The sequence below is a fragment of the Arthrobacter sp. NamB2 genome (assembly GCF_005281365.1).
Classification (GTDB): domain Bacteria; phylum Actinomycetota; class Actinomycetes; order Actinomycetales; family Micrococcaceae; genus Arthrobacter_D.
Map to the genome: position 1 here is coordinate 37,007 of NZ_SZWI01000009.1, position 18,408 is coordinate 55,414.

The window sequence follows — 18,408 nt, forward strand, 5'->3', positions numbered from 1 at the left end:
CCTGAGGCTCACCGCTGAGGGGCGTAGGGCAGTGGTACCGCACCCGGAGCTGGGCTATAGGTAAAACGAGCCCAGTGCTGTGTACGCGGCAATGAACGCGGTGGCAGTAACAGCAGTCATTGCTGTCGCCCCTAGCCTGATCCGTGAGGCCTTCACCCTGCGGGTCAGGATCACAGCGAAGAGCGCAACGCCGAGCGCTGCGATCAGGATCCAGTAGTAGGGCGAGGTAGTCCCCGAGAGGAAAGTCAGCCCGTAGATTCCCTCACCGACTGCGATCCCTGAGAGTAACGCCGTCCCGGTTGCTGCCTTCCAGTCGTGGCGGTGGAGCCAGGTGGCGGCGATGCCAACGAACGGGCCCACGATCAGTCCGATGATGCCAAAGAGTACCGGGCTGTAGAAATAGCCCCTGAGTTCCGAGACGAGTGTGTAGCCGGCGACAAGGCCCAGGAAGCCGATTGCGCCCAGTACGGCTGATGGAAGGGTGCTGCCACGCAGGAGCCACACCAGCAGCGCTGTCAGGAGAGTCCATCCGCTTGCTGAGTTCGCAAAGGAATTTAGGGCGTCGGGCAGAAACATCTGAGCGAATGAGGTAGCGCCGCCAAGGACCACGCTGGCGACCAGCATCACGACTGAGGCGACAATTGGACCCAGACGGGGCAGGGGGGAAACAGGTGCGATCGAGGGGGCCGACATGCTCCCCATCGTAGGGTGCAAGGTGATGAGCTCCTGGGATTCTCAGTACTTGAGGTGCTTGAGGGTTAGAAACAGCCTGCCGAGTGGAGGCTTTTTATGCGAGTGCTAGGTGTGCTAATTCCCGTAAAACCCGTCCGAGAGAATGCCCGGCGATGCGGGGTGCCCTAACCGGGACACCTCTAGGTGGTCCTAGGGGCCTCCACTGCGACACTAGCCGCGTGTGGCTTAAGCGACCGATTGTGCACCTATGGTTTTGCTGTACAACCGCTTGGCGCGTGTTGGTGCCTCGTTAGACGGGCGAAATATCGCTGATCGCCTGAGCCTGCTGGTGCCGGTAGAGAGTGGCTCGACTCCACCCAACTAGACGGGCAGCTTCCTCCGCGGTCCGTCCTCTGGCTCGTGCATCGGCAACGATCGCGAGCTTGTCCGCGATGACCTTCGAGATCACCGCGGGTCGGCCGAAGCGAGTGCCGTTTTGTTTTGAGGCGGCGATGCCGGCGTTGATGCGTTCGACGATGAGTTCGCGTTCGTACTCGGCGAGGGTGGCGAGCATGTTCAGCATGAGCCTGCCTGTCGACGTTGCCGGGTCGATTCCGTCGGATAGGGACCGGACGAGGATGCCGCGGTCGCGGAGCATGTTCACGGTGTTGAGGACGTCGATGAGGGAGCGGCCGAGTCGGTCGACGCGCCAGACGACGACGGTGTCTCCTTCGTCGGCGTACTCGAGTAGTTTCTTCATGCCGGGGCGTTCGACTGCAGTCCTGGTTCCTGAGGTGACATCCGCGAAGACGTCGCGCTTGTGCACGCCGGCAGCAACTAGCGCGTCAAGCTGCAGCTGTGCGTCCTGGCTCGAGGTGCTGACCCTGGTATACCCGAGATGCCTCATCCGGCCATTCTGACTCACAAACTGAGCGATGAGTCCTAGTAGCTCCGGCCGGCGACGGCGCGTCCAGATCGGGTACCAAGCGGCAACGGAGAAAAAGAAGACGGTGGCAAGCACCCAGAACCAGGGGTGCTCCGCGTTGTCGATGATCAAGTAGATGCCCAAGCTTCCGAACGCCCCGAATAGTAGAGGGCCAATCCAAGCCATGACTCGATCCGCGCGAATCGCCCTTTGGAGTTCTGGGATCCATTGCTCGGCTGTTGCGTCGTGTGGGAGTCGACCCGTGGACATTGCTCTTTCGAAGTTGGTCGCAGTGGGGGTGCCCGGTGGATTCTTTCTATCCCTGGAATTCCTCCACCGGTTGATCCAGAGGATGACAGCTGAGACGAATAGTCCGGTTAGAGCGGCAAGTGCGACGTCCGCCGGTCCTTCCGGAGTACCGGCTTGCGCTCGAAGCATCCGGCGCCGGCGTATCCGCCCTGTGGGGCCTCGGCTTGACCTGGCTGACCAGAACACGCAATCAGTAGCCGCTGCCGCCCGCAGAAGGATCCCTTTGCGGGATTAAATCGAGTGTCGTTTCAAGCCTCAGTGCCGGCGCAGCTTGCCTGGCTCCGGTACGGGTAGCTCGATGATCGTGCCGTAGTTCTGGTCCCACCCGTAGTCCACGCTCTTCACCTTCAACGCCTCCGGGCTTGCCTCGACAATCTGCACGTTGATTGGCTCATTACGGTCCGCGATGGACAACACCCATGTGTCGGCCAAATAGCTCAGGCCGATGCTTTCCAAGACCTGGGACGCATAGTATTCATCGACAGCGTCCCCGAGCTCGTACCCAAACACGGTCACTGGGACGAACAATTCGCCGTCCGGCACGAGATATCCGAGCAGCTCCCCGTCGTCTTCCCGGTAGTACGCCGTCCACGATGCAGTAATCATCCCTCGATCCTAGAGGACTCACACCCACCGTCCCGGAGGCGGATCCGCTATCGATCAGGACTGCGGGTGACCGCGAGTGCGCTTATCGTCGGTGCATGGAACTCGCGCCCCTGACTCCGGAGAACCTCGGTAAGGCCGTCAGCATCACCCTTCGACCCGAACAGGAAGCGTTCGTTGCACCAGTCGTGCAATCGATCGCCGAGGCCTACGTGAACCCCACGGCTTGGCCGCGACTCGTGGTGGACGGCGACGACGTACTGGCCTTCATCATGGGCAACTTCGATCCCGGCCACGAGGTCGAAGCATTCCGTGCCGGGATCTGGCGACTCAATGTAGCCGCATCCGCGCAGGGGCGCGGCGTGGGACGGTTCGCCGTCCGCGCGTTAGAGGAGGAAGCGCGTGTTCGCGGCGTAAAGAGGATCTCTGTGCTGTGGGAACGTGGCGATCATGGTCCAGAAGGCTTCTACCTCAAGCTCGGTTTTGTTCCCACCGGAGAGGAACTCTTTGGAGAGGTAGTCGCGTTCAAGGACCTCAGTGCCCGCGGAGCGTTCCCCTGAAAGACCCTCGAGCGGGATACCCAACGGGACAGACTGCACCGGGTTAGTCATACGAAACAGCCGCGCGGGCTCATGTGGATCGCGGCCACCGTGGCCGCCTCTCTGTGGGGGCATCCCGCTGGCGCCTCGTTGCACCAGGTTGTTTTGAAGTACAAATCTTCCGGTGAGGAGGCCATGCGCATCAACGGCGGGGCTCTCGATGACACAGCAGTACTCGTCACTCGCATTGAACAAGACCTGGCAACGCTACAACTCGATGAATTCCTCGAGACATGGAGTTCATCCGCTCCTTAATCGGGCATGCCTTGACTGCAGGGCTCAAAACCGTCAGGGGATCCTTCAGTAGGACAGCCAAGGGTGGGATGTCCGACATAAGATCACGGCATGGGCATAGAGCTTCGTCCGTGGCCTGCGATTTCGGACCGTGCCGCTGGCCAGCCAGATCCGAGTATCTGGATGACCGTCCTTTCGGTGGTGCTCCTGTTGGCGGGATTGATCGCGCTTCTCCCGCCATCTGTTCAGCTAGCTCAGGCGCTCCGGCAAGGACCCGATCACGTCTGCATCATGTCCTCCCAGATTGGACCGCCCCCTGAAGGAGCGGTCTTGTATGGGGAAAACCCAGTCGAGGGTTCTATCCAGGGTTTCCCGTTGCAGTTGCAGTGCGATTACTCCGTGAGGCCCGGTCAGGAACGACTCAACGTCAGACCGTTCTCCTACTTCGACCCGTTGTTCTATGCGGGGCTGATGCTGGAAGTTTCGGCCAAATCGACTAGGTCCGTGTAGGGCAAGCTGCCAACGAACAGGAGGCTGCTTTCCAGCACATCGTCCGCGTCCTTTACTTCCACCGTTGTCCCCGGCTGCCAAGTGAGGCGAAGCAACGCACCACCAAGTTTCGTCAGACGCCCCTTGCCTCCTGCGACCTCAATACATTCAGCTGCCACCACTCCCCCACCCACGGCGCTCGGTCAATCCATGGAGACTGATCAGTTCATGGAGGCCGAGTGTAGTGACCGCCGCCCCCCGTACCCTAGGGCGTTCCCTGACCAGCCACCAGATTCTGTCCGGCGTGTACTCGCTTTGTTGGCCGACAGTTGCCTCTTAGGCTTCCAGGACACGCTTCGCCGATGACACACCTGTCACGACCGAACATAGAGCAGGATCCCTCGTTCGCCCCTGACGCACATGACGATGCGCCTGACCTGTTCACAGCGGTCATCCCCGTGACTGCCGCGCCTTCCATGAAGCGGGAGCGCGACACCCAGCGGATGGACGAAGCACTGGCTGTCACCAGCCCAGCAACAGCGTCACTGCAGGATCTGCGGGCCTGACCAATCACATGTACCGGCTGCTGGACACCGAGCACCCTCCGGTGTACGCCAAGGAACGCTACAGCAGCTTCGCTGAGGAACTCGATAAGAGATCCGCGGCCATCGCCGAGCAGGACGCACCAAGTGCCGGGCGCCCCGTGTTCGCTGATTCCCGGTTCTCCTCCCGATTCGAACTCTTCCTCGACGGGTGGCTCGCCGCTTTCGTGAAGTACTCCATGAGCGGTGACCGCCTGCGGCTGATCGAGCTCATCGAGAAGATCGGTTTCGAAGGTCGCGGCTTCGACCGGGTGCTGCTGCGCCGTATCATGGTCGATGCGCACAAGCGCCGCCTCAGCATCGTTCCCGACTGCCCAGCAGCGGCCGCATTCCTGTTCGAGAACCCGCAATACACCGCCTTCGCGCCACGGTGGCGCTGACCTCGACGCTTCCCGAGAAGCTCCCGGCAGGCCACTGTTGCTATCCCTAGACACGCTCCGCCGGCGAGGGGCTTCACCTTTTTGTGTCAGGTCTCGGGTTGTACCAGCGGACCTGACTTCCCGCGTGATGGGCCCGGATGAGGGCCTGATGCAGTGCGGTGGCATGCTGCAGTGCTGCCTGAAGTTCAAACGCGGTTTCCAGCACACCGTCGACGCTTTGCTTGCCGTCCGCATAGTCCGTCCCGACACGCGCGTGCTGATACCACTGACCCAACCCGTACAAGACCTTCATCAGGTGCTGCTGAGCGTCAATTAGCTCCCCTACCGTCGCGTGGGAGTCCGCCGGCTGCGCGAAGCTCGTTCTGGATTGGGAGAGCTCGATTGCAGCGGCATGCAAAGCCGCCGCTGCCCTGTACGTTCCAGTCGAGGCTTTCTCCGGACCTCCGTCCGGGCTTCCTTCTGGAGTGTCATTCACGGTTCTTTCCTCCACGGTCCGGTCATGCCCTACCTTCACAGGCCAAATAGGGCTCAGCCGTAGTCGCCCCAGATGCACACACCGGCTGGGCAGACCATCATCCTAAATCTAACTTCGCCAAACGGGTCCATCGGAGGTGCATTCGTGGCTGTCGGATTTGCGGTGCACATTTCCCTGAAAAATCGCTTGCTTCCAGTCGAGGCTTCGAAGAGATGAGCTAGGACGGTGCGCAGCATCAGTTGGCCGAAAGGTGATTGCCGATCCGCACAGCCTCTTATGGGCGGTAACGGGACAACCAGTCCAGCGCCTCGTCGACTGCTTCGAAATACGCGGCGGGGTATGAAGGACGATGTACCTGTCTGAAGTGGGTGACGATGGTTTTGTCGCTATCAGCGCCGATAAAGGCAAGAGCGGTGACGTTAAGAGCTGTGGCAAACAACCGCAAAGCGGACTGGGACAGGACCACCGTCGGATTGAGATTGACGACCATCGGCAACCGCCCCGCCGGATTCACATGAGCCACTCGTTCGGTAAGTGCTGCCGCTTCGCTGTCAATTACACTCATATTGGGATGCCATTGGACCCACACCACATCACCCCGGACCTCTGCCGTATGGATTCCGGGCAACCCCACATCAACTTCGTCGTCGAAACTCTCGGTAAGCCAGGCAATGGCGTCAGCTTCGTCGTCGAAGTACCGGCTCGGCGTTGCGGATCTGTGATTGAACGCAGTGAGCACCCGACCTACCTCGTCCAACCCAACGATGGCGATCCGGGTTGACCACGTGTCGTCAACAAGTAGCTGCTTGGCTTCCGATGTGATTCGGCTGGCCAAACCGATGTGCACGAGCAATGGACGCTTGCCACGTGACGAAGCCGCCATAGTTGCGGCGATCCTTGTCCGGACGTCGCCGGCGCTTATTGTGATGCCAGGAGCCCACCGCACCCGCAGAAATTCACCTTCGTCAATCAGCGTATACCGCGACGCGTTATCAGGATTCATCGGCTTGTCCGCTCCTTCCTGATCGTGCGTCTTCCCTTGCTGGCCCTGCATTCTTCCACCCTACGCGGCTCGGAATTCGTCTCACACCTCGTTTTCGAGGCGGACGGCGCCGGTCACGGCCCCGTCCTGGATGAGATGCAGGACGGACGAGCCGCGGGCCACCCCTTCCTAATCAATTCGGTGATGTCGACCGGGATGCTGGTTACGGTGTTCAGCCCGAGTTCCTTGAGCATGTTTGGGCCACCTGCGGTTACCTCGTGTCCGTTGACGGGGGCGCGGGCGCCGCGGCCGGTCATCGACGAGGACCCGGTACCGGGGAAGGGAAGGCGCGGTCTGCGGCTTCAGGGTAGGGAGGGCTGCAGTCACTCTGGCTCGGGCGACGGGTTTCTCTCTGTCGGCTTCCGCGGCACCGGTCAAGGCCAGCAGCTCGGCGTCGGTGACACCGCTGATGGTAGTGATCGCGGTGACCGCGGTGACCGCCAGCAGCCGATTCATGATCAAGGTATGGCTTTCGGGGTGTCGCATTGTGGAAGCACTATCTATGGTCTATAGACCAGCACGCTCGTCACCATTGGTTCCTCACCCAGCGAAAGGTTATTATGACCTCCGAGAGAAGGACGCTCAAGGCAACGATCAAGCCCCGGACTGGAACGGCCCTGGCGACGTTGGCGGTCCTGGCAACAGCGCTGGTGTCCTGTTCCGCGCCTGCGGAAGAAGACCAGGATGCCATCGCGGTGGGTGAAGACGGGTCGGTGGGCTCAGTCAAGCTCTTGAGCTTTCTGGTCGTCGCTTCCGGTGAAGGTGAGCCCGGAAGGCTTCTAGGCACCCTCGATAACGAGTCCGATCAGTCACTTGAGGTGACCATCAGCGATTCCGACGAGGAGGTCGTCGTGACCGTTCCAGCGAACGATCAGTATCCCCTCGACACTAACGAAGCAATTTTCAGCACGACCGGCGACGCCCCTGGTGCGAATACCACCATCACCGCCGCGACCAGCGAGGACGAAACGGAACTCGTCATTCCCGTACGCGACGGGACGCTCGAACAGTACCGCCCGTACCTGCCCGAATGATCGGCCGGCACCGATCAACCAGTACCGATCAACCAGTACCGATATGTGACCACCCCGGCAGAAGCTAGGGCTGACAGAAAGCAACCTCGGGGTAGCTCGGACCCGACCTGAGTACCCGAAGCGCCCCGACGAGATGAGCAGCATGAATATGGATAGAGCGTCCGTGCGGGAGTCCCTGCGTTCTCAGTTGTGGCCTATTCCACTGGCCGCCGTGGTTGTCGCACTCGTGCTCGGGCAGGCTCTGCCTTCCCTCGATCGGCAGCTCGATGACTATATGCCGGCGCCAGTGTCGGGTCTTCTGTTTGATGGAGGCCCTGAAGCAGCCCGCTCTTTTCTGGAAACAATCGCCAGTTCGACCATCACGGTGACCTCCTTGACCTTCTCCCTGACGGTCGTCACCCTGCAACTCGCCAGCAGCCAATTCTCTCCCCGCCTCCTGCGTACGTTCACCCGCGACCGCTTCGTGCACAACACCCTCGCATTGTTCCTGGCAACCTTCGTCTTCTCACTGACGGTGCTTCGCAGCATCCGCGTCGAAACCAGTGCCGGCGCCGCATTCGTTCCGGAGGTTGCAGTGACGACTGCGTTCGCGCTGACCATCGCGAGTGTTATCGGATTGGTTCTGTTCCTGGCACACCTTGCACGTCAGATCCGCGTTGAGACCATGCTGCGCGACGTTCACCGTGAGACCGATGAAACCCTGGACCGGGTCTTCCCCGAGCACGGCTTGAAAAGCCCGGAGAGTTCAAGCCCTGGCCCTCATACGGTCCTGCTGCTTGGAGCACCGTCCTCGGGTTTCCTCACCCGCATCGACAGGACTGCTCTGATAACTGCTGCGGTACGCTTCGAAGCTTTTGTCTGCATCGATGTGGCCCCTGGAGCCTCGCTCGTGGCCGGCATGCCAGTAGCCCGGCTGTGGAGCGTGAATAAGACACCGCTCGATGACGAACGATCCGCGGGGCTGGAACAAAAGGTGTCCGGGGCTCTCAGGACCGGGTTTGAGCGAACCTCCACCCAGGACCCGTCCTTCGGCCTGCAGCAATTGCTGGACGTGACCGACAAAGCACTCTCGCCCGGCGTCAACGACCCCACGACGGCAGTTCATGCGATCAGCCACATCTCCGCGATCCTCAGCTCCCTCGCTGGCCGACAGACGGGGCCTATGACACTCCGTGATGAGGACGGGACCGTCAGGGCACTTCTAGCCCTCCCCTCCTTCGCGGAACTCCTCGAGCTCGTCATGGACCAGCTCATCACCTACGCCTTCGGTGATCCCCGAACAGCAAGCAGGACGGTGAACTTGCTCTCAGAAATCGCGACCAGCGCAGCCCACACCAACGCGCTCCACCTCCATTGGGGGGCCCTCGATGTTCAGCTAAGGCGGGCCCGAACAGCTATCGAAGCATCAGCGCTTGATGCCACTATCCGCAAACACCTCACACATCAATTAACCGACATGACATCAACAACCTGGCCAACGCGGCCGTGATCCGGTGCTCCTACCTCCCGAGGCATGGCCTATCGCTCACTGTGCCATGACTTGCTGCTGCGTGCACCTCCATCCAGCAAGTCGCTACGGTGGTGGGACGCAGGCCGGTCTTCTGGGAAGGATGACGAGTGGACGTTGGAAACAGGACCGGTGTCATCACCGGTGCCGGCACAGGTATCGGCCGTGCCCTCGCCGTGGATTTCGGGCGCCACAACGGCAACCTGCTATTGGTGGGGCGGCGCACTGAACCGCTGGAGGAAACAGCGGACATGGTGCGCGCCGCGGGCGGCCAGGCAGAAGTCTTCGCTGCCGACATAACCGAGCCCGGTGTTATCGACAGGGTCACCGGAACTGCCCGACCACGCGGCCCTGTGGACCTGCTGGTCAATAACGCCGGCAATGTGCGGGCCGATCATTTGGAAGACCTGCCCGAGCAGGACGTGCTGGCAATGATCAACCTCAACCTCACCGCCCCCATCCTGCTCACCCGGGCCCTGTTGCCGTCCTTGAAGGGCGCCTCGGCCGAGCGTGGGAGCATCCTCCTTGCCATTTCCAGTGGCATAGCCCTCACGGGTCTGCCGTTCTACACGGTGTACGCGGCGACGAAGTCCGGTATCGCCCACTTCGGTAAAGCCCTCAGACGAGAAGTCCACGGCACGGGAGTCCATGTGGCCACCGCGTTCCCCGGCGCCACGGACACGGACATGATGACCAGTTCCAGCGCCGGGGAGGATCTTGGTTTCGGCCGCCGCCCCGTCGCTGACGTAGTCACCGAAATCCTCGAGAGTCTTACAGCCGGGGACCATGAGATCAACACGGCGGCTACCACCCGGCGGAAGATGCAGGACCTGAACAAGACAGATCCCTTGGCCGTGGACGCGCTGCTTGCACCGAAACTCGCCGCCCTCGAAACCGCTGTCAGCACCCACCGGAGCATCTGAACACCCAACGGGATCCGGCGGTGTTGCCAGACGCGCCGGTCAGCCCCCGTAGCCTTCCGGTCAGCCCTGTTCATGGGCGGACGGCACGATTCATCTCATCCGGGATTGCTCGTTCCACGCTCAGTATGGAAGCAAATTCGCATGGACATGAACCTCGTTCTCACTCTGTTCGCCGGGGTGATCGTCATCCTGTCGATTTTCTCCTCGTTGCTGCAGCGCATCAGCCTGCCCGGCCCGGTACTGGCGTTGGCGTCGGGTGTGCTGATCGGCCCATACGCGACGGGCCTGCTACGGATCGAGGACTTCGGGGTACCCACAGGCACTCTGCTCGAGCAAGCCTCCCGGGTCACTCTCGCCGTTGGCCTGGCGGGGGTCGCCCTCCGGCTACCGCACGGGTATTGGCGGCAGAACCTGCGCTGGATCAGCGTCGTTATTGCCTTGGGCATGGCCCTGATGCTGATGGTGGCCACTGGAGTGTTGTGGGCGCTGCTCGGGGTGCCGTTCCTGCTAGCCCTGTTACTGGGCGCAATCAACACTCCCACCGACCCGGTCGTCACCACGCCGGTGGTCACCGGATCCATGGCCGAAACACGGATACCCGGGCGCGTGCGGTACAACCTTTCCTCCGAGAGCGGCCTCAATGACGGTCTGGGCTACCTCTTCGTCATGCTCCCGATACTGCTGCTACTAAACCCGATACGGCGTGGCACGAACTGCTGACCAAGGTCCTGCTCTGGGAGGTCATCGGAGCTGCAACCTTCCGGGCCCTGGCCGGCTACCTCCTGGCGAAGCTGTTCGTCTGGGCCAAGAACACCGGTTTGATGGAGGAAAGCTCGTACCTGGGCTTCCTTGTCCCCTTCGGGTTGCTGATACTCGGTGCGGCGAAACTCCTGGGGACCGACGCGGTACTGGCGGTATTCATCGCCGCCGCTGTCTTCGGCCAGATCATCCCCCGACGCGACGAGCAGCGAGAAGACAAGGTCGACGACGCGGTCAACCGGTTCTTCCTGCTCCCGATCTTCATCCTGCTCGGTCTGGCCCTGCCCTTTTCTGGATGGGCGGCACTTGGATAGGCAGCACCTGTCATCCTCGCCGGCGCTATCCTGATCCGCCGGCTGGTCACCCTCTGGGCGCTACGACCACTGCTGCATAAAGTGCACACCACACCAGAAATAGCGTTTCTGAGCCGGCTCGGACCCATTGGAGTGTCGGCCCTGTTCTACGCGACCCTGGCTGAACGGCACACCGGGAACCATGATGTCTTCCTCTGCACGACAATGGCCATCACACTGTCAGTGCTGATCCATGGCCTGTCCACCGCCCCTCTCAGCGCATGGCTCCGACGCCACCGCACGCAGGAAACCGGCACACGATCAGGAAATGCCGACGGAGAGGTAGAAGGGCACCATCCTTCGAAGTAACCCCTCCGACGGAAGGGCATGATCAAGAGCTACTGAACACCCGGCCCTCCCCTGTCACTCTTCATCGAGCGGTGGACACAGCCAGACAACGAAGGGGATTGCTGAAGGTTACTGTTGTGCACCTGCCAGTGGAGCTGGTGGAGCTGGTGGCTTGAGCCGTACTGCTATGCGTACTGTCGATCAACAACCCGAAAATGCCATGACCACCACGAAGGAGAACGACGCATGCTGGCACCATGTTTGCCACCTATCCGCGGAAGCGTAGTGGTTCTGATCCCGACACGTTCACTAAGTGGGTTCAGGGATACTTTGATTGTCCGCAGGCCTACTCCACCTGCGTTACGACGTGTCGCCGCTGCGGGCAGGCGTTCGACTCGCGGCTCAATACTCTGGGCTAGGAGTGCCGATGTGGTTTGACTCGTGGGCGGACATCCTCCGGGTCCTCATTGTCGGGGCAGTGTCCTATGCGACGCTCGTGGGAGTCCTCCGGGTTTCCGGCAAGAGGACCCTGAGCCAGCTGAACGCCTTCGACTTCACCGTCACCGTGGCCCTCGGCTCGACCCTCGCCACGATCCTGCTCAGCTCCGACGTCGCCTACGCCGAAGGACTCACGGCGCTGGTACTGCTGGCGGGCTTGCAGTTCGTCGTCGCTTGGATGTCAGCACATTGGTCCGGTGCGCGCAGCACCATCACCGCCGAACCCACCGCCCTCGTGGTCGACGGACGGCTGCAGCATAAGGAATTACGACGCAACCGGCTGGCTGAATCCGAAGTCCTGCAAGCGGTACGCAACACCGGCACCGGCGACCTGTCCTCCATAGCCGCCGTCGTCCTGGAAACCAACGGGAAACTCAGCGTAATCCCGCACAGCAAGCTGGGTGACGCATCAGCCATGAACGGGATTACCGGCTACCCCAGTGACCAGCACTGATAAGCCAGCACTGATGGAGTTGTACTGATGGGCCAGCGCTGATAAGCGAGCCACTGATGGAACGCCCGGCGGTGACCCCGGAGACGGGCCTGCTCCGCGCGGAAGCCGTAGCGGCCCGCCTGGACAAGCCGATGGGCGTCCTGGGCGTGATTGCCCTGTTCGTGGTCCTCGGGCAACTCCTAGCCACCAGCCCCGAAATGATCCTCACCTTCACCGTGCTGGACTGGGTGTTCTGGGCGGTGTTCGTCGCGGAATTCCTGCTTCGCGCCTACATCACGGGCTTCAGCTGGACATTCTGCAAGAAGAAATGGTGGCAAATCATCCTCCTCCTGGCGCCCTTCCTGCGCTTCTTCCGGGCACTACAGGCCCTGCGCTTCGTACGGCTCGCACGCTTCGCACGCTTCGCCCGCTTCGGCGGGATCGTCTCTGCGAGTGTGCGCGGCTCACAATCCGCCGGCCGGCTGCTCTCGAGCCGCATCGGCTGCTAGCCGCCGTCACCGCGGTGGTCATCCTCGCCTCGAGCCAACTGCTGTACGCCACCGGCACGCATGCCTCCTACGCCGATGCCCTCTTCGAATCCGCCATGTCCTCGCGGACGACCTCGGCAGCAGTGGTCGTGCCGGCGGCCTGCCCCTTGTCCTCCCCGAGAGTGTTGAACAAGATCACGAGGCCGATGACGAGGGCGGCTGCGGCGAGCAGACCGATCGTGACCCGGTTCTGCAAGCTCAGACCCTTCTTCGCCTCAGGAGCTTCACTGGGCATGGCGGCGGGGGCGGGGGTCAGCACTGCGGTGCTCCTCGTTATGAGAAGTACGTGGTCATACTGGGTGCCCGGCAGGGCACGGGGAACCCGGTGATGCGGCAGGTGGGACAGATGAGTTCGCAGGTGCCTTGTGGTGCGTGCAGCAGGCGCAGGCCGCACCAGCCATGGTGCTTTGCGGCACGCCCGCGCTGGCGATGGCCCCGCTTGGTCGGGACGTGAGCGTCAGCGGCGCGAGCTGCGCAGCGTTATTCAGGGGCGCTGCAGCCATGCCTGTCGTGCTAGCGGCGATCTTGGGCATGTCAGTGCAGCACGAGTTTGTGATGCTCTTTTGAGTGCCCCCGCAAGCATCAACGCTTCCGTCGGCGTCCAGGTTTCCGAACGAGGGTGCGCAGCAAGAGTCACCTCTCCACGCCTCGAGGCCTTCTTTGATGGCGACGGCCGCGATAACTAGGGCGGCGATCGGATCGGCCCAGGACCAACCGAGGGTGCTGTTGAGCAGCAACCCGATCAGCAGAACCCCTGACAGGTAGGTGCAAAGCAGGGTCTGCTTGGAATCCGCAACGGCGGACCGGGAGCCAAGCTCACGTCCCGCCCGGCGCTGCGCCCAGGACAGGAACGGCATGACCGCCAGACTCACCGCAGCCAGGATGATCCCGACCAGAGAGTGATCGGCTTCCGCCCCTCCGAGCAGGGCACGGACGGCGTCGACGGTCACGAACGCTGCAAGGCCGAAAAAGGAGACCGAAATCAGCCGCAACGCGGTCTTCTCACGCGCTTCGGGATCGCGGGCGGCGAACTGCCAGGCCACGGCAGCCGCGGAAAGGACCTCGACAATGGAGTCCAAGCCGAACCCGATCAAAGCACTCGAGGACGCTACCGTGCCGGCGCTGATCGCGACGACCGCCTCGATGATGTTGTAGGTGATAGTTGCGGCCACGAAGAATCGGATGCGCCGAGACAGGACCGCACGCCGCTTAACCGTCGGCGCTGGGGGCGCGGACTGCACCGATGCCGGTGATGCATGAGCGCTCATCAGCAGCACACCTTTCCGTCGATATGGTTCTCTTTAGTCGTGCAGCAGCTTTCGGCGTCGCTGACCGCCACGACATCGAGCAATGCGCCCAGAGCATCGCCAAGCTTCCGGTCCGCAAGTTCATACCGGACCCGCCGTCCCTCAGAGGCTGCCACGACCAGCCCGCAGCCCCGCAGACAACTCAAATGGTTCGACAGGCGTTGCTTGCTCACGCCCGTCAGTTCAGCCAGTTCGCCCGGATACGAAGGCGCGTCCCGCAATGCCAACAAAACCTGGGCGCGCACCGGATCCGACAGAGCGTACCCGAACCTTGCGAGCACAAAATAATGAGTCAACGTCTCCACGCCCCCAATAGTACAGGGGACTATGTACTAAGCAGCGCAGTGGAACACACGGCAGCGGTCGCTGCTGAGGGGAAGGCTGGCTGTTAGGTGTCCTGTCCGAAGGGCGAGGAGGCGTTGTCGTGGGAGGGGAAGCGGACGAGTTCATCCACGGCATAGGCGAGCAGCCACCGGTCTGCGTCGGGAAGATCCATGAGTCCGTGCAGGTAGGCATCTACTTCGATCATTCCGATGTCTCCGGTCAACGCGAAGTAGTGGACCCACACCTCGGCCAGAGATAACCCGGCGGCGGCTATGGGGACGAGAACGAGCAGATGCTCGTCATTCCTACCGTGTGTCATCGCAGTCACCGCGCTTCCGCGGGCCCAGCCACGTGAACGGGTAGGGCCCTTGATTTGATGCTCACGAGCGTACCGATCACCCCTTGGGTCCGTCCGATCAAAGTCGAGGGTGACAAGGGTTGACGATCCTCGCACAAGACTTCTGGGAGCACGACGAGCTACCGCAGTACTTCGGTGAGATCAGGTGGTGAAGTGTGTTTCGGGAGCGTCCCCGTTGACGGTGGATACGATCCGTTCGGCGATCAGCCGGACAGGGACGTCCTGAGTTTCAGCGGAGCGTTTGAGGATCGATAGTGCCTGCTCCTGAAAGCACCTGTTCTTCGCCATCATGATGCCCACAGCCAAATCCAGGGCCGTCCTTTTTCCAAGGCTCCCCGAAGATCTCCGACTCGCCGGGTTCCTGACGTGATTCTCAGGCTCATTTCCAAGGCGCGCGCAGCGTGAGCGGCGAACGCCTCGGCCACGCGTTGCTGACTCGGGCGAAAACGTGCGGGGCGCGGGCATAGAAGTTCAGAACCGCACCACCATCCGGACCGACGCCCATGGGGACAGCCATGATGGCGCCGATATCGAAGTTCCGGACTCTCTGGCCGTACTCCACCCACCGGTCCTCGGACCGCATGTCATCAACCAGGACCGTGGAACCAGTGTTGATGGCCTCCAGACCCGGGCCCTCACGAACCTCGTACTGGACCTCATCCATGACACCTATGTCCGGGGCGCTGAAGGCAACGGTGAACGTGGCATCGAGGTGACGCAGCGTCACCGAGCATCCGATCACACCATCCAATGCCAGTGCCCCGGCGGACAAGCCCACGAGATCCTGCAGAAAATCGTGGACCTCTTCATGCCTCAACACAAGGTCCTGCAACTCACCAACAAAACCCTCAGAACGCCACTCTGTCGCCATTCGCAGAGTCTAAGCCAGCACCAAATATCACCTGCACTCCGGGCGGCTGAGCGACATGACGCGAAACACACTACAAAAGCCTCACCGGTGAGATCACGAGGAACCCTGCAAAGGGTGGTGCTGAAGACCCGTTACCCAAGACGAGGGCGCAACGGCCATGGTCATGTGGGGTTGAGGTGGGCGCGGCACATGCCGTCAGACCTTTGATGCCATAGGCGGACTAAGGGTGCGTAAAGGTGCGTGCACGTCGCGCTGTGCTGGCAGGTCCGAGCAGCACAGACGACTTGTTATTCTGCGGCGCGTGGGAAACCGGCGGTCTCGGTTACCTCTCCTAGGGCCGGCCTTGGCTTGTTCAGGCACACGAGGGTCGGCCCATGTCACTCCTACCCTAGTCAGGTGCGAAAGCCTTATTTGTTGAGGGAAGTGATGAGGGCCTGGTTCCACTCCTCGGGGTAGCTGACATTGCAGCCATGCGGGCCTTCCGCGATAACGTGCAGGTCGCTACCGGGCAAGGTTGCGTGGGTGCGCTGCCCGGAACCCTCGAACGGCACGGTTGCGTCTGCATCACCATGCAGCACCAGAGCCGGGACGGTGATCTTCATCAGATCATCGCGGAAGTCGGTGCTCCCGAAAGCTTCCATGCTGGCCAGGGCTGCCTTCTTGTCGGCCTACCGGCACAGCTCGAGGGCTTCCTGCCGCTGCACCTCGGCGACCTTCAGCGCCTCGTTCGCGGAGAAGAAGTCAGTGGTGAACCCGTCGTAGAACGACTCTTGGTCCTTGGTCAGGTCCGCGGTCATCCCGGCCTCCGCGTCCTTGGTGGGCGGGCCTTCCAGGGCGTCCTCGCCCTGCATCATGAACGGCGGGACGGCGGAAGCGAAGACGACGCTGCGGATCCGCCCCGGGCTGTACTTGGAGAAGTAGCGGACAACCTCTCCCCACCCATGGAGAACCCGGCCAAGGTCACATCATGCAGGCCGAGCTCCTCAAGCAGGGCCCGCAGATCCTCGGTGAGCGTGTCGTACGTGTACCCGGTCCTCGGTTTGTCACTGCGACCGAACCCGCGCCGGTCATAGGTGATCACCCGGTACCCAGCAGCCTGCAGAGCGGGAACCTGATTCGTCACCGCCTCCCTCGACAGTCGTCCACGTGTAGGTCGGTGTCCTTGAACAGACCGTAGTGAGCAACAATCTCCGCCATAAGGTTTTTCCTTTTCGTGTCGACCGTCCTTTACAAACTGGGTGACGGGTCCGCCATGAACGGCGTCGCCGATTATCCCAGGAAAGACCAGTAACGACCCGTGACAGGCGCTGATGACGGACAACCCCTGATGGACCGGCGCTGATGGGGCGGCCGACGGTGGTCCAGGAGCCGGGTAAACCCCACCCCTTGCAGGAGATTGACGACCGACCACAGCACAGAAGCCTGTACCACTGAGGTACCAGAACTCATCCGCACAAACCGTTAACCCTGATACCCCCGGAATGTTGTCAATGGGTGTGTGGCAGGCAGGTTCGCCTTGTCCGGGCCGCCGGGCGGTTTCTAGCGTGGGTGACGTTCGTGCACTCTCCCGTGCAATCTCCCTGGCCACACGTAGCAGAAGGAGTAACCCCATGAAAGCTCTCGTCTGGCACGGCGAAGGCGATATTCGCCTCGATACCGTTGATGATCCGACCATCTTGGACCCGAACGATGCGATCGTGCGCATCACGCGCAGCGCGATCTGCGGCACTGACCTCCACTTTATCCGCGGCACCATGTCCGGCATGAAGGAAGGCACCATCCTCGGCCATGAAGCCGTCGGAGAGGTCACCGCCGTCGGCGCAGCAGTGCGGCGCTTCGCCCCCGGTGACCGTGTCGTCGTCTCCTCGACCATGTCCTGCGGCGTCTGCTGGCACTGCCGCGCAGGCCACACCGCCCAGTGCGACACCGCGAACCCCAACGGCCCCCAGGCCGGGACTTGCTTTTTCGGCGGCCCGCAGACCACCGGCCCGGTCAACGGGCTGCAGGCCGAATACGCCCGCATCCCCTACGCCTCCAACACTCTCACAGCCCTGCCCGACACTGTCAGCGACGAACAGGCCATCCTGCTCTCGGACATCTTCCCCACCGCCTGGTTCGGCGCGCAGCTCGCCGGTGTCCGGCGCGGTGACACCGTCGCCGTGTACGGGGTCGGCGTCGTCGGGCAGTTTGCCATCGCCTCCGCCTTCCGCCAGGGCGCGTCCCGCGTCTTCGCGATCGACGGTGTCGAAACCCGCCTCGTGCGGGCCCTGAACCAGAACGCGGACATCATCGACTTCAACCGCGAGGACCCCGTGCAGGCCCTGATGGATGCCACACAGGGCATCGGCGTGGACGCCGTGATCGACGCCGTCGGCGTCGACGCGCAGCGCCCATCCACCGGACCCGCCGCGGCCGAGGGTGAGCAGCAGGCCGAGGAATTCGCCCAAGAGGTAGCCCAGGTCGCCCCGAAGACCAACGTGCAGGGCGAGAACTGGGTACCGGGCAACGCCCCCTCCCAGGTCTCCCAGTGGAGCGTGCAGACAGTCAGGAAGTACGGGCGGATCGGGATCATCGGCGTCTACAGCCCGCAGATGATGTCCTACCCGATCGGGCAGGCGATGAACAAGAACCTCACGATCCGGATGGGCAACTGCGACCACCGGTCGGTCACCCCACCGCTGCTGGATCTCGTCGCCTCCGGCGTCTTCGACCCCACCCGCTTCATCACCCAACATGAGCCGATTACCGATGTCGTCGACGCGTACCTCTCCTTCGACCGACGCGAAGAAGGCTGGCTAAAGACGGTCCTCACCACGGCATAACTGGCTCGGGCAGAACCGGCCGACGCAAAACCACTCGTACCCAGCTTCCACCC

Annotated in this window: 24 protein-coding genes and 1 pseudogene; 11 read left to right on the forward strand and 14 right to left on the reverse strand. The window is 62.1% G+C overall.

Annotated elements, in window-relative coordinates; translation table 11 throughout:
• Nucleotides 1–54 precede the first annotated feature (54 nt).
• The 3 genes from FDK12_RS14285 to FDK12_RS14295 all read right to left on the reverse strand — a co-directional run bounded on the left by FDK12_RS14285 (nucleotide 55) and on the right by FDK12_RS14295 (nucleotide 2,512).
• On the reverse strand, nucleotides 55–702 hold the full coding sequence (locus FDK12_RS14285) for a DUF6518 family protein (RefSeq protein ID WP_317616743.1): 648 nt from the start codon (nucleotides 700–702) through the stop codon (nucleotides 55–57).
• A gap of 280 nt (nucleotides 703–982) precedes the next feature.
• Nucleotides 983–1,579, reverse strand: coding sequence for a recombinase family protein (locus tag FDK12_RS14290; RefSeq protein WP_137370210.1), 597 nt, complete (start codon nucleotides 1,577–1,579; stop codon nucleotides 983–985).
• 582 nt (nucleotides 1,580–2,161) lie between these two features.
• Nucleotides 2,162–2,512 (reverse strand): hypothetical protein, encoded by a 351-nt coding sequence (locus FDK12_RS14295; protein WP_137370174.1) that lies wholly within the window; start codon nucleotides 2,510–2,512, stop codon nucleotides 2,162–2,164.
• A gap of 95 nt (nucleotides 2,513–2,607) precedes the next feature.
• Between FDK12_RS14295 and FDK12_RS14300 the strand changes: the two genes are divergently transcribed.
• From FDK12_RS14300 to FDK12_RS14310, 3 genes are all read left to right on the forward strand, one after another.
• The gene (locus FDK12_RS14300) at nucleotides 2,608–3,069 is read left to right on the forward strand and encodes a GNAT family N-acetyltransferase (RefSeq protein ID WP_137370175.1); all 462 of its coding nucleotides are present in this window, start codon (nucleotides 2,608–2,610) and stop codon (nucleotides 3,067–3,069) included.
• Nucleotides 3,070–4,193: 1,124 nt separating this feature from the next.
• Entirely contained in the window at nucleotides 4,194–4,397 is a 204-nt protein-coding gene (locus FDK12_RS14305) for a hypothetical protein (protein WP_137370176.1), read from the forward strand.
• 8 nt (nucleotides 4,398–4,405) lie between these two features.
• Nucleotides 4,406–4,813 carry a GNAT family N-acetyltransferase gene (locus FDK12_RS14310; protein WP_137370177.1) on the forward strand — a complete coding sequence of 136 codons (408 nt, stop codon included), beginning with the start codon at nucleotides 4,406–4,408 and terminating at the stop codon, nucleotides 4,811–4,813.
• Nucleotides 4,814–4,886: 73 nt separating this feature from the next.
• Here FDK12_RS14310 and FDK12_RS14315 read toward each other — a convergent pair whose 3' ends face one another.
• Entirely contained in the window at nucleotides 4,887–5,288 is a 402-nt protein-coding gene (locus FDK12_RS14315; protein WP_137370178.1) for a hypothetical protein, read from the reverse strand.
• 274 nt (nucleotides 5,289–5,562) lie between these two features.
• Complete coding sequence (locus tag FDK12_RS14320; RefSeq protein ID WP_137370179.1) at nucleotides 5,563–6,342, reverse strand: hypothetical protein; 780 nt, start codon at nucleotides 6,340–6,342, stop codon at nucleotides 5,563–5,565.
• Between the two features lie 548 nt (nucleotides 6,343–6,890).
• Between FDK12_RS14320 and FDK12_RS14325 the strand changes: the two genes are divergently transcribed.
• The 7 genes from FDK12_RS14325 (at nucleotide 6,891) to FDK12_RS14350 (ending at nucleotide 12,634) form a co-directional block, all read left to right on the forward strand.
• Entirely contained in the window at nucleotides 6,891–7,364 is a 474-nt protein-coding gene (locus FDK12_RS14325; protein WP_137370180.1) for a hypothetical protein, read from the forward strand.
• Nucleotides 7,365–7,512: 148 nt separating this feature from the next.
• The gene (locus FDK12_RS14330) at nucleotides 7,513–8,853 is read left to right on the forward strand and encodes a DUF2254 domain-containing protein (protein WP_223263312.1); all 1,341 of its coding nucleotides are present in this window, start codon (nucleotides 7,513–7,515) and stop codon (nucleotides 8,851–8,853) included.
• Between the two features lie 128 nt (nucleotides 8,854–8,981).
• A complete protein-coding gene (locus tag FDK12_RS14335; protein ID WP_137370182.1) occupies nucleotides 8,982–9,794 on the forward strand; it encodes an SDR family NAD(P)-dependent oxidoreductase in 813 nt (270 codons plus the stop codon).
• A gap of 141 nt (nucleotides 9,795–9,935) precedes the next feature.
• Entirely contained in the window at nucleotides 9,936–10,514 is a 579-nt protein-coding gene (locus FDK12_RS15375) for a cation:proton antiporter (RefSeq protein ID WP_262983392.1), read from the forward strand.
• A 62-nt stretch (nucleotides 10,515–10,576) separates the two neighbouring features.
• The gene (locus FDK12_RS15380) at nucleotides 10,577–10,867 is read left to right on the forward strand and encodes a cation:proton antiporter (RefSeq protein WP_411266177.1); all 291 of its coding nucleotides are present in this window, start codon (nucleotides 10,577–10,579) and stop codon (nucleotides 10,865–10,867) included.
• Nucleotides 10,868–11,621: 754 nt separating this feature from the next.
• The gene (locus FDK12_RS14345; RefSeq protein WP_137370183.1) at nucleotides 11,622–12,146 is read left to right on the forward strand and encodes a DUF421 domain-containing protein; all 525 of its coding nucleotides are present in this window, start codon (nucleotides 11,622–11,624) and stop codon (nucleotides 12,144–12,146) included.
• 56 nt (nucleotides 12,147–12,202) lie between these two features.
• Nucleotides 12,203–12,634, forward strand: a complete 432-nt coding sequence (locus FDK12_RS14350; RefSeq protein WP_223263305.1) for a hypothetical protein — start codon at nucleotides 12,203–12,205, stop codon at nucleotides 12,632–12,634.
• A 67-nt stretch (nucleotides 12,635–12,701) separates the two neighbouring features.
• On the opposite strand, the gene FDK12_RS15105 is transcribed toward FDK12_RS14350, so the two are convergent.
• The 9 genes and pseudogenes from FDK12_RS15105 to FDK12_RS15290 all read right to left on the reverse strand — a co-directional run bounded on the left by FDK12_RS15105 (nucleotide 12,702) and on the right by FDK12_RS15290 (nucleotide 17,238).
• A complete protein-coding gene (locus tag FDK12_RS15105) occupies nucleotides 12,702–12,932 on the reverse strand; it encodes a hypothetical protein (protein WP_189636364.1) in 231 nt (76 codons plus the stop codon).
• Between the two features lie 313 nt (nucleotides 12,933–13,245).
• Nucleotides 13,246–13,941: pseudogene (locus tag FDK12_RS14355) on the reverse strand (cation transporter); the annotation flags it as partial.
• Nucleotides 13,941–14,285, reverse strand: a complete 345-nt coding sequence (locus tag FDK12_RS14360; RefSeq protein ID WP_137370184.1) for an ArsR/SmtB family transcription factor — start codon at nucleotides 14,283–14,285, stop codon at nucleotides 13,941–13,943. The gene FDK12_RS14360 and the pseudogene FDK12_RS14355, both read right to left, overlap by 1 nt.
• Before the next feature lie 83 nt (nucleotides 14,286–14,368).
• Nucleotides 14,369–14,623, reverse strand: coding sequence for a hypothetical protein (locus FDK12_RS14365; protein WP_137370185.1), 255 nt, complete (start codon nucleotides 14,621–14,623; stop codon nucleotides 14,369–14,371).
• A 180-nt stretch (nucleotides 14,624–14,803) separates the two neighbouring features.
• Nucleotides 14,804–15,127: an ANTAR domain-containing protein gene (locus FDK12_RS15495; protein ID WP_137370186.1), complete on the reverse strand. Its 324-nt coding sequence runs from the start codon at nucleotides 15,125–15,127 to the stop codon at nucleotides 14,804–14,806.
• Entirely contained in the window at nucleotides 15,042–15,533 is a 492-nt protein-coding gene (locus FDK12_RS14375) for a GAF domain-containing protein (protein WP_137370187.1), read from the reverse strand. Before FDK12_RS14375 ends, FDK12_RS15495 begins: the two co-directional genes overlap by 86 nt.
• 407 nt (nucleotides 15,534–15,940) lie before the next feature.
• Entirely contained in the window at nucleotides 15,941–16,174 is a 234-nt protein-coding gene (locus tag FDK12_RS15280) for an alpha/beta fold hydrolase (RefSeq protein ID WP_223263306.1), read from the reverse strand.
• Between the two features lie 27 nt (nucleotides 16,175–16,201).
• Nucleotides 16,202–16,387, reverse strand: a complete 186-nt coding sequence (locus FDK12_RS15285; RefSeq protein ID WP_223263307.1) for a hypothetical protein — start codon at nucleotides 16,385–16,387, stop codon at nucleotides 16,202–16,204.
• On the reverse strand, nucleotides 16,384–17,238 hold the full coding sequence (locus tag FDK12_RS15290; RefSeq protein WP_317616744.1) for an alpha/beta fold hydrolase: 855 nt from the start codon (nucleotides 17,236–17,238) through the stop codon (nucleotides 16,384–16,386). The genes FDK12_RS15285 and FDK12_RS15290 overlap by 4 nt, the downstream gene beginning before the upstream one ends.
• On the opposite strand from FDK12_RS15290, the gene FDK12_RS14385 reads away from it, so the two are divergent.
• The gene (locus tag FDK12_RS14385; protein WP_137370188.1) at nucleotides 17,144–18,355 is read left to right on the forward strand and encodes an alcohol dehydrogenase catalytic domain-containing protein; all 1,212 of its coding nucleotides are present in this window, start codon (nucleotides 17,144–17,146) and stop codon (nucleotides 18,353–18,355) included. The genes FDK12_RS15290 and FDK12_RS14385 overlap by 95 nt on opposite strands.
• The last annotated feature ends 53 nt before the right edge of the window (nucleotides 18,356–18,408 follow it).

What these genes read in the sequence shown, in the direction of transcription:
- FDK12_RS15290 (WP_317616744.1), bottom strand. Translation starts at nt 17,238, where the DNA reads ATGCGCACGATCGCATCGTTCGGGTCCAAGATGGTCGGATCATCAACG.
- FDK12_RS14385 (WP_137370188.1), top strand. Translation starts at nt 17,144, where the DNA reads ATGAAAGCTCTCGTCTGGCACGGCGAAGGCGATATTCGCCTCGATACC.
- FDK12_RS14325 (WP_137370180.1), top strand. Translation starts at nt 6,891, where the DNA reads ATGACCTCCGAGAGAAGGACGCTCAAGGCAACGATCAAGCCCCGGACT.
- FDK12_RS14365 (WP_137370185.1), bottom strand. Translation starts at nt 14,623, where the DNA reads ATGACACACGGTAGGAATGACGAGCATCTGCTCGTTCTCGTCCCCATA.
- FDK12_RS14310 (WP_137370177.1), top strand. Translation starts at nt 4,406, where the DNA reads ATGTACCGGCTGCTGGACACCGAGCACCCTCCGGTGTACGCCAAGGAA.
- FDK12_RS14305 (WP_137370176.1), top strand. Translation starts at nt 4,194, where the DNA reads ATGACACACCTGTCACGACCGAACATAGAGCAGGATCCCTCGTTCGCC.
- FDK12_RS14375 (WP_137370187.1), bottom strand. Translation starts at nt 15,533, where the DNA reads ATGGCGACAGAGTGGCGTTCTGAGGGTTTTGTTGGTGAGTTGCAGGAC.
- FDK12_RS15375 (WP_262983392.1), top strand. Translation starts at nt 9,936, where the DNA reads ATGGACATGAACCTCGTTCTCACTCTGTTCGCCGGGGTGATCGTCATC.
- FDK12_RS15280 (WP_223263306.1), bottom strand. Translation starts at nt 16,174, where the DNA reads ATGGAAGCTTTCGGGAGCACCGACTTCCGCGATGATCTGATGAAGATC.
- FDK12_RS14350 (WP_223263305.1), top strand. Translation starts at nt 12,203, where the DNA reads ATGGAACGCCCGGCGGTGACCCCGGAGACGGGCCTGCTCCGCGCGGAA.
- FDK12_RS14320 (WP_137370179.1), bottom strand. Translation starts at nt 6,342, where the DNA reads ATGCAGGGCCAGCAAGGGAAGACGCACGATCAGGAAGGAGCGGACAAG.
- FDK12_RS14295 (WP_137370174.1), bottom strand. Translation starts at nt 2,512, where the DNA reads ATGATTACTGCATCGTGGACGGCGTACTACCGGGAAGACGACGGGGAG.
- FDK12_RS14345 (WP_137370183.1), top strand. Translation starts at nt 11,622, where the DNA reads ATGTGGTTTGACTCGTGGGCGGACATCCTCCGGGTCCTCATTGTCGGG.
- FDK12_RS14290 (WP_137370210.1), bottom strand. Translation starts at nt 1,579, where the DNA reads ATGAGGCATCTCGGGTATACCAGGGTCAGCACCTCGAGCCAGGACGCA.
- FDK12_RS14285 (WP_317616743.1), bottom strand. Translation starts at nt 702, where the DNA reads ATGGGGAGCATGTCGGCCCCCTCGATCGCACCTGTTTCCCCCCTGCCC.
- FDK12_RS15285 (WP_223263307.1), bottom strand. Translation starts at nt 16,387, where the DNA reads ATGATGCAGGGCGAGGACGCCCTGGAAGGCCCGCCCACCAAGGACGCG.
- FDK12_RS14330 (WP_223263312.1), top strand. Translation starts at nt 7,513, where the DNA reads ATGGATAGAGCGTCCGTGCGGGAGTCCCTGCGTTCTCAGTTGTGGCCT.
- FDK12_RS14300 (WP_137370175.1), top strand. Translation starts at nt 2,608, where the DNA reads ATGGAACTCGCGCCCCTGACTCCGGAGAACCTCGGTAAGGCCGTCAGC.
- FDK12_RS15495 (WP_137370186.1), bottom strand. Translation starts at nt 15,127, where the DNA reads ATGCCCGCGCCCCGCACGTTTTCGCCCGAGTCAGCAACGCGTGGCCGA.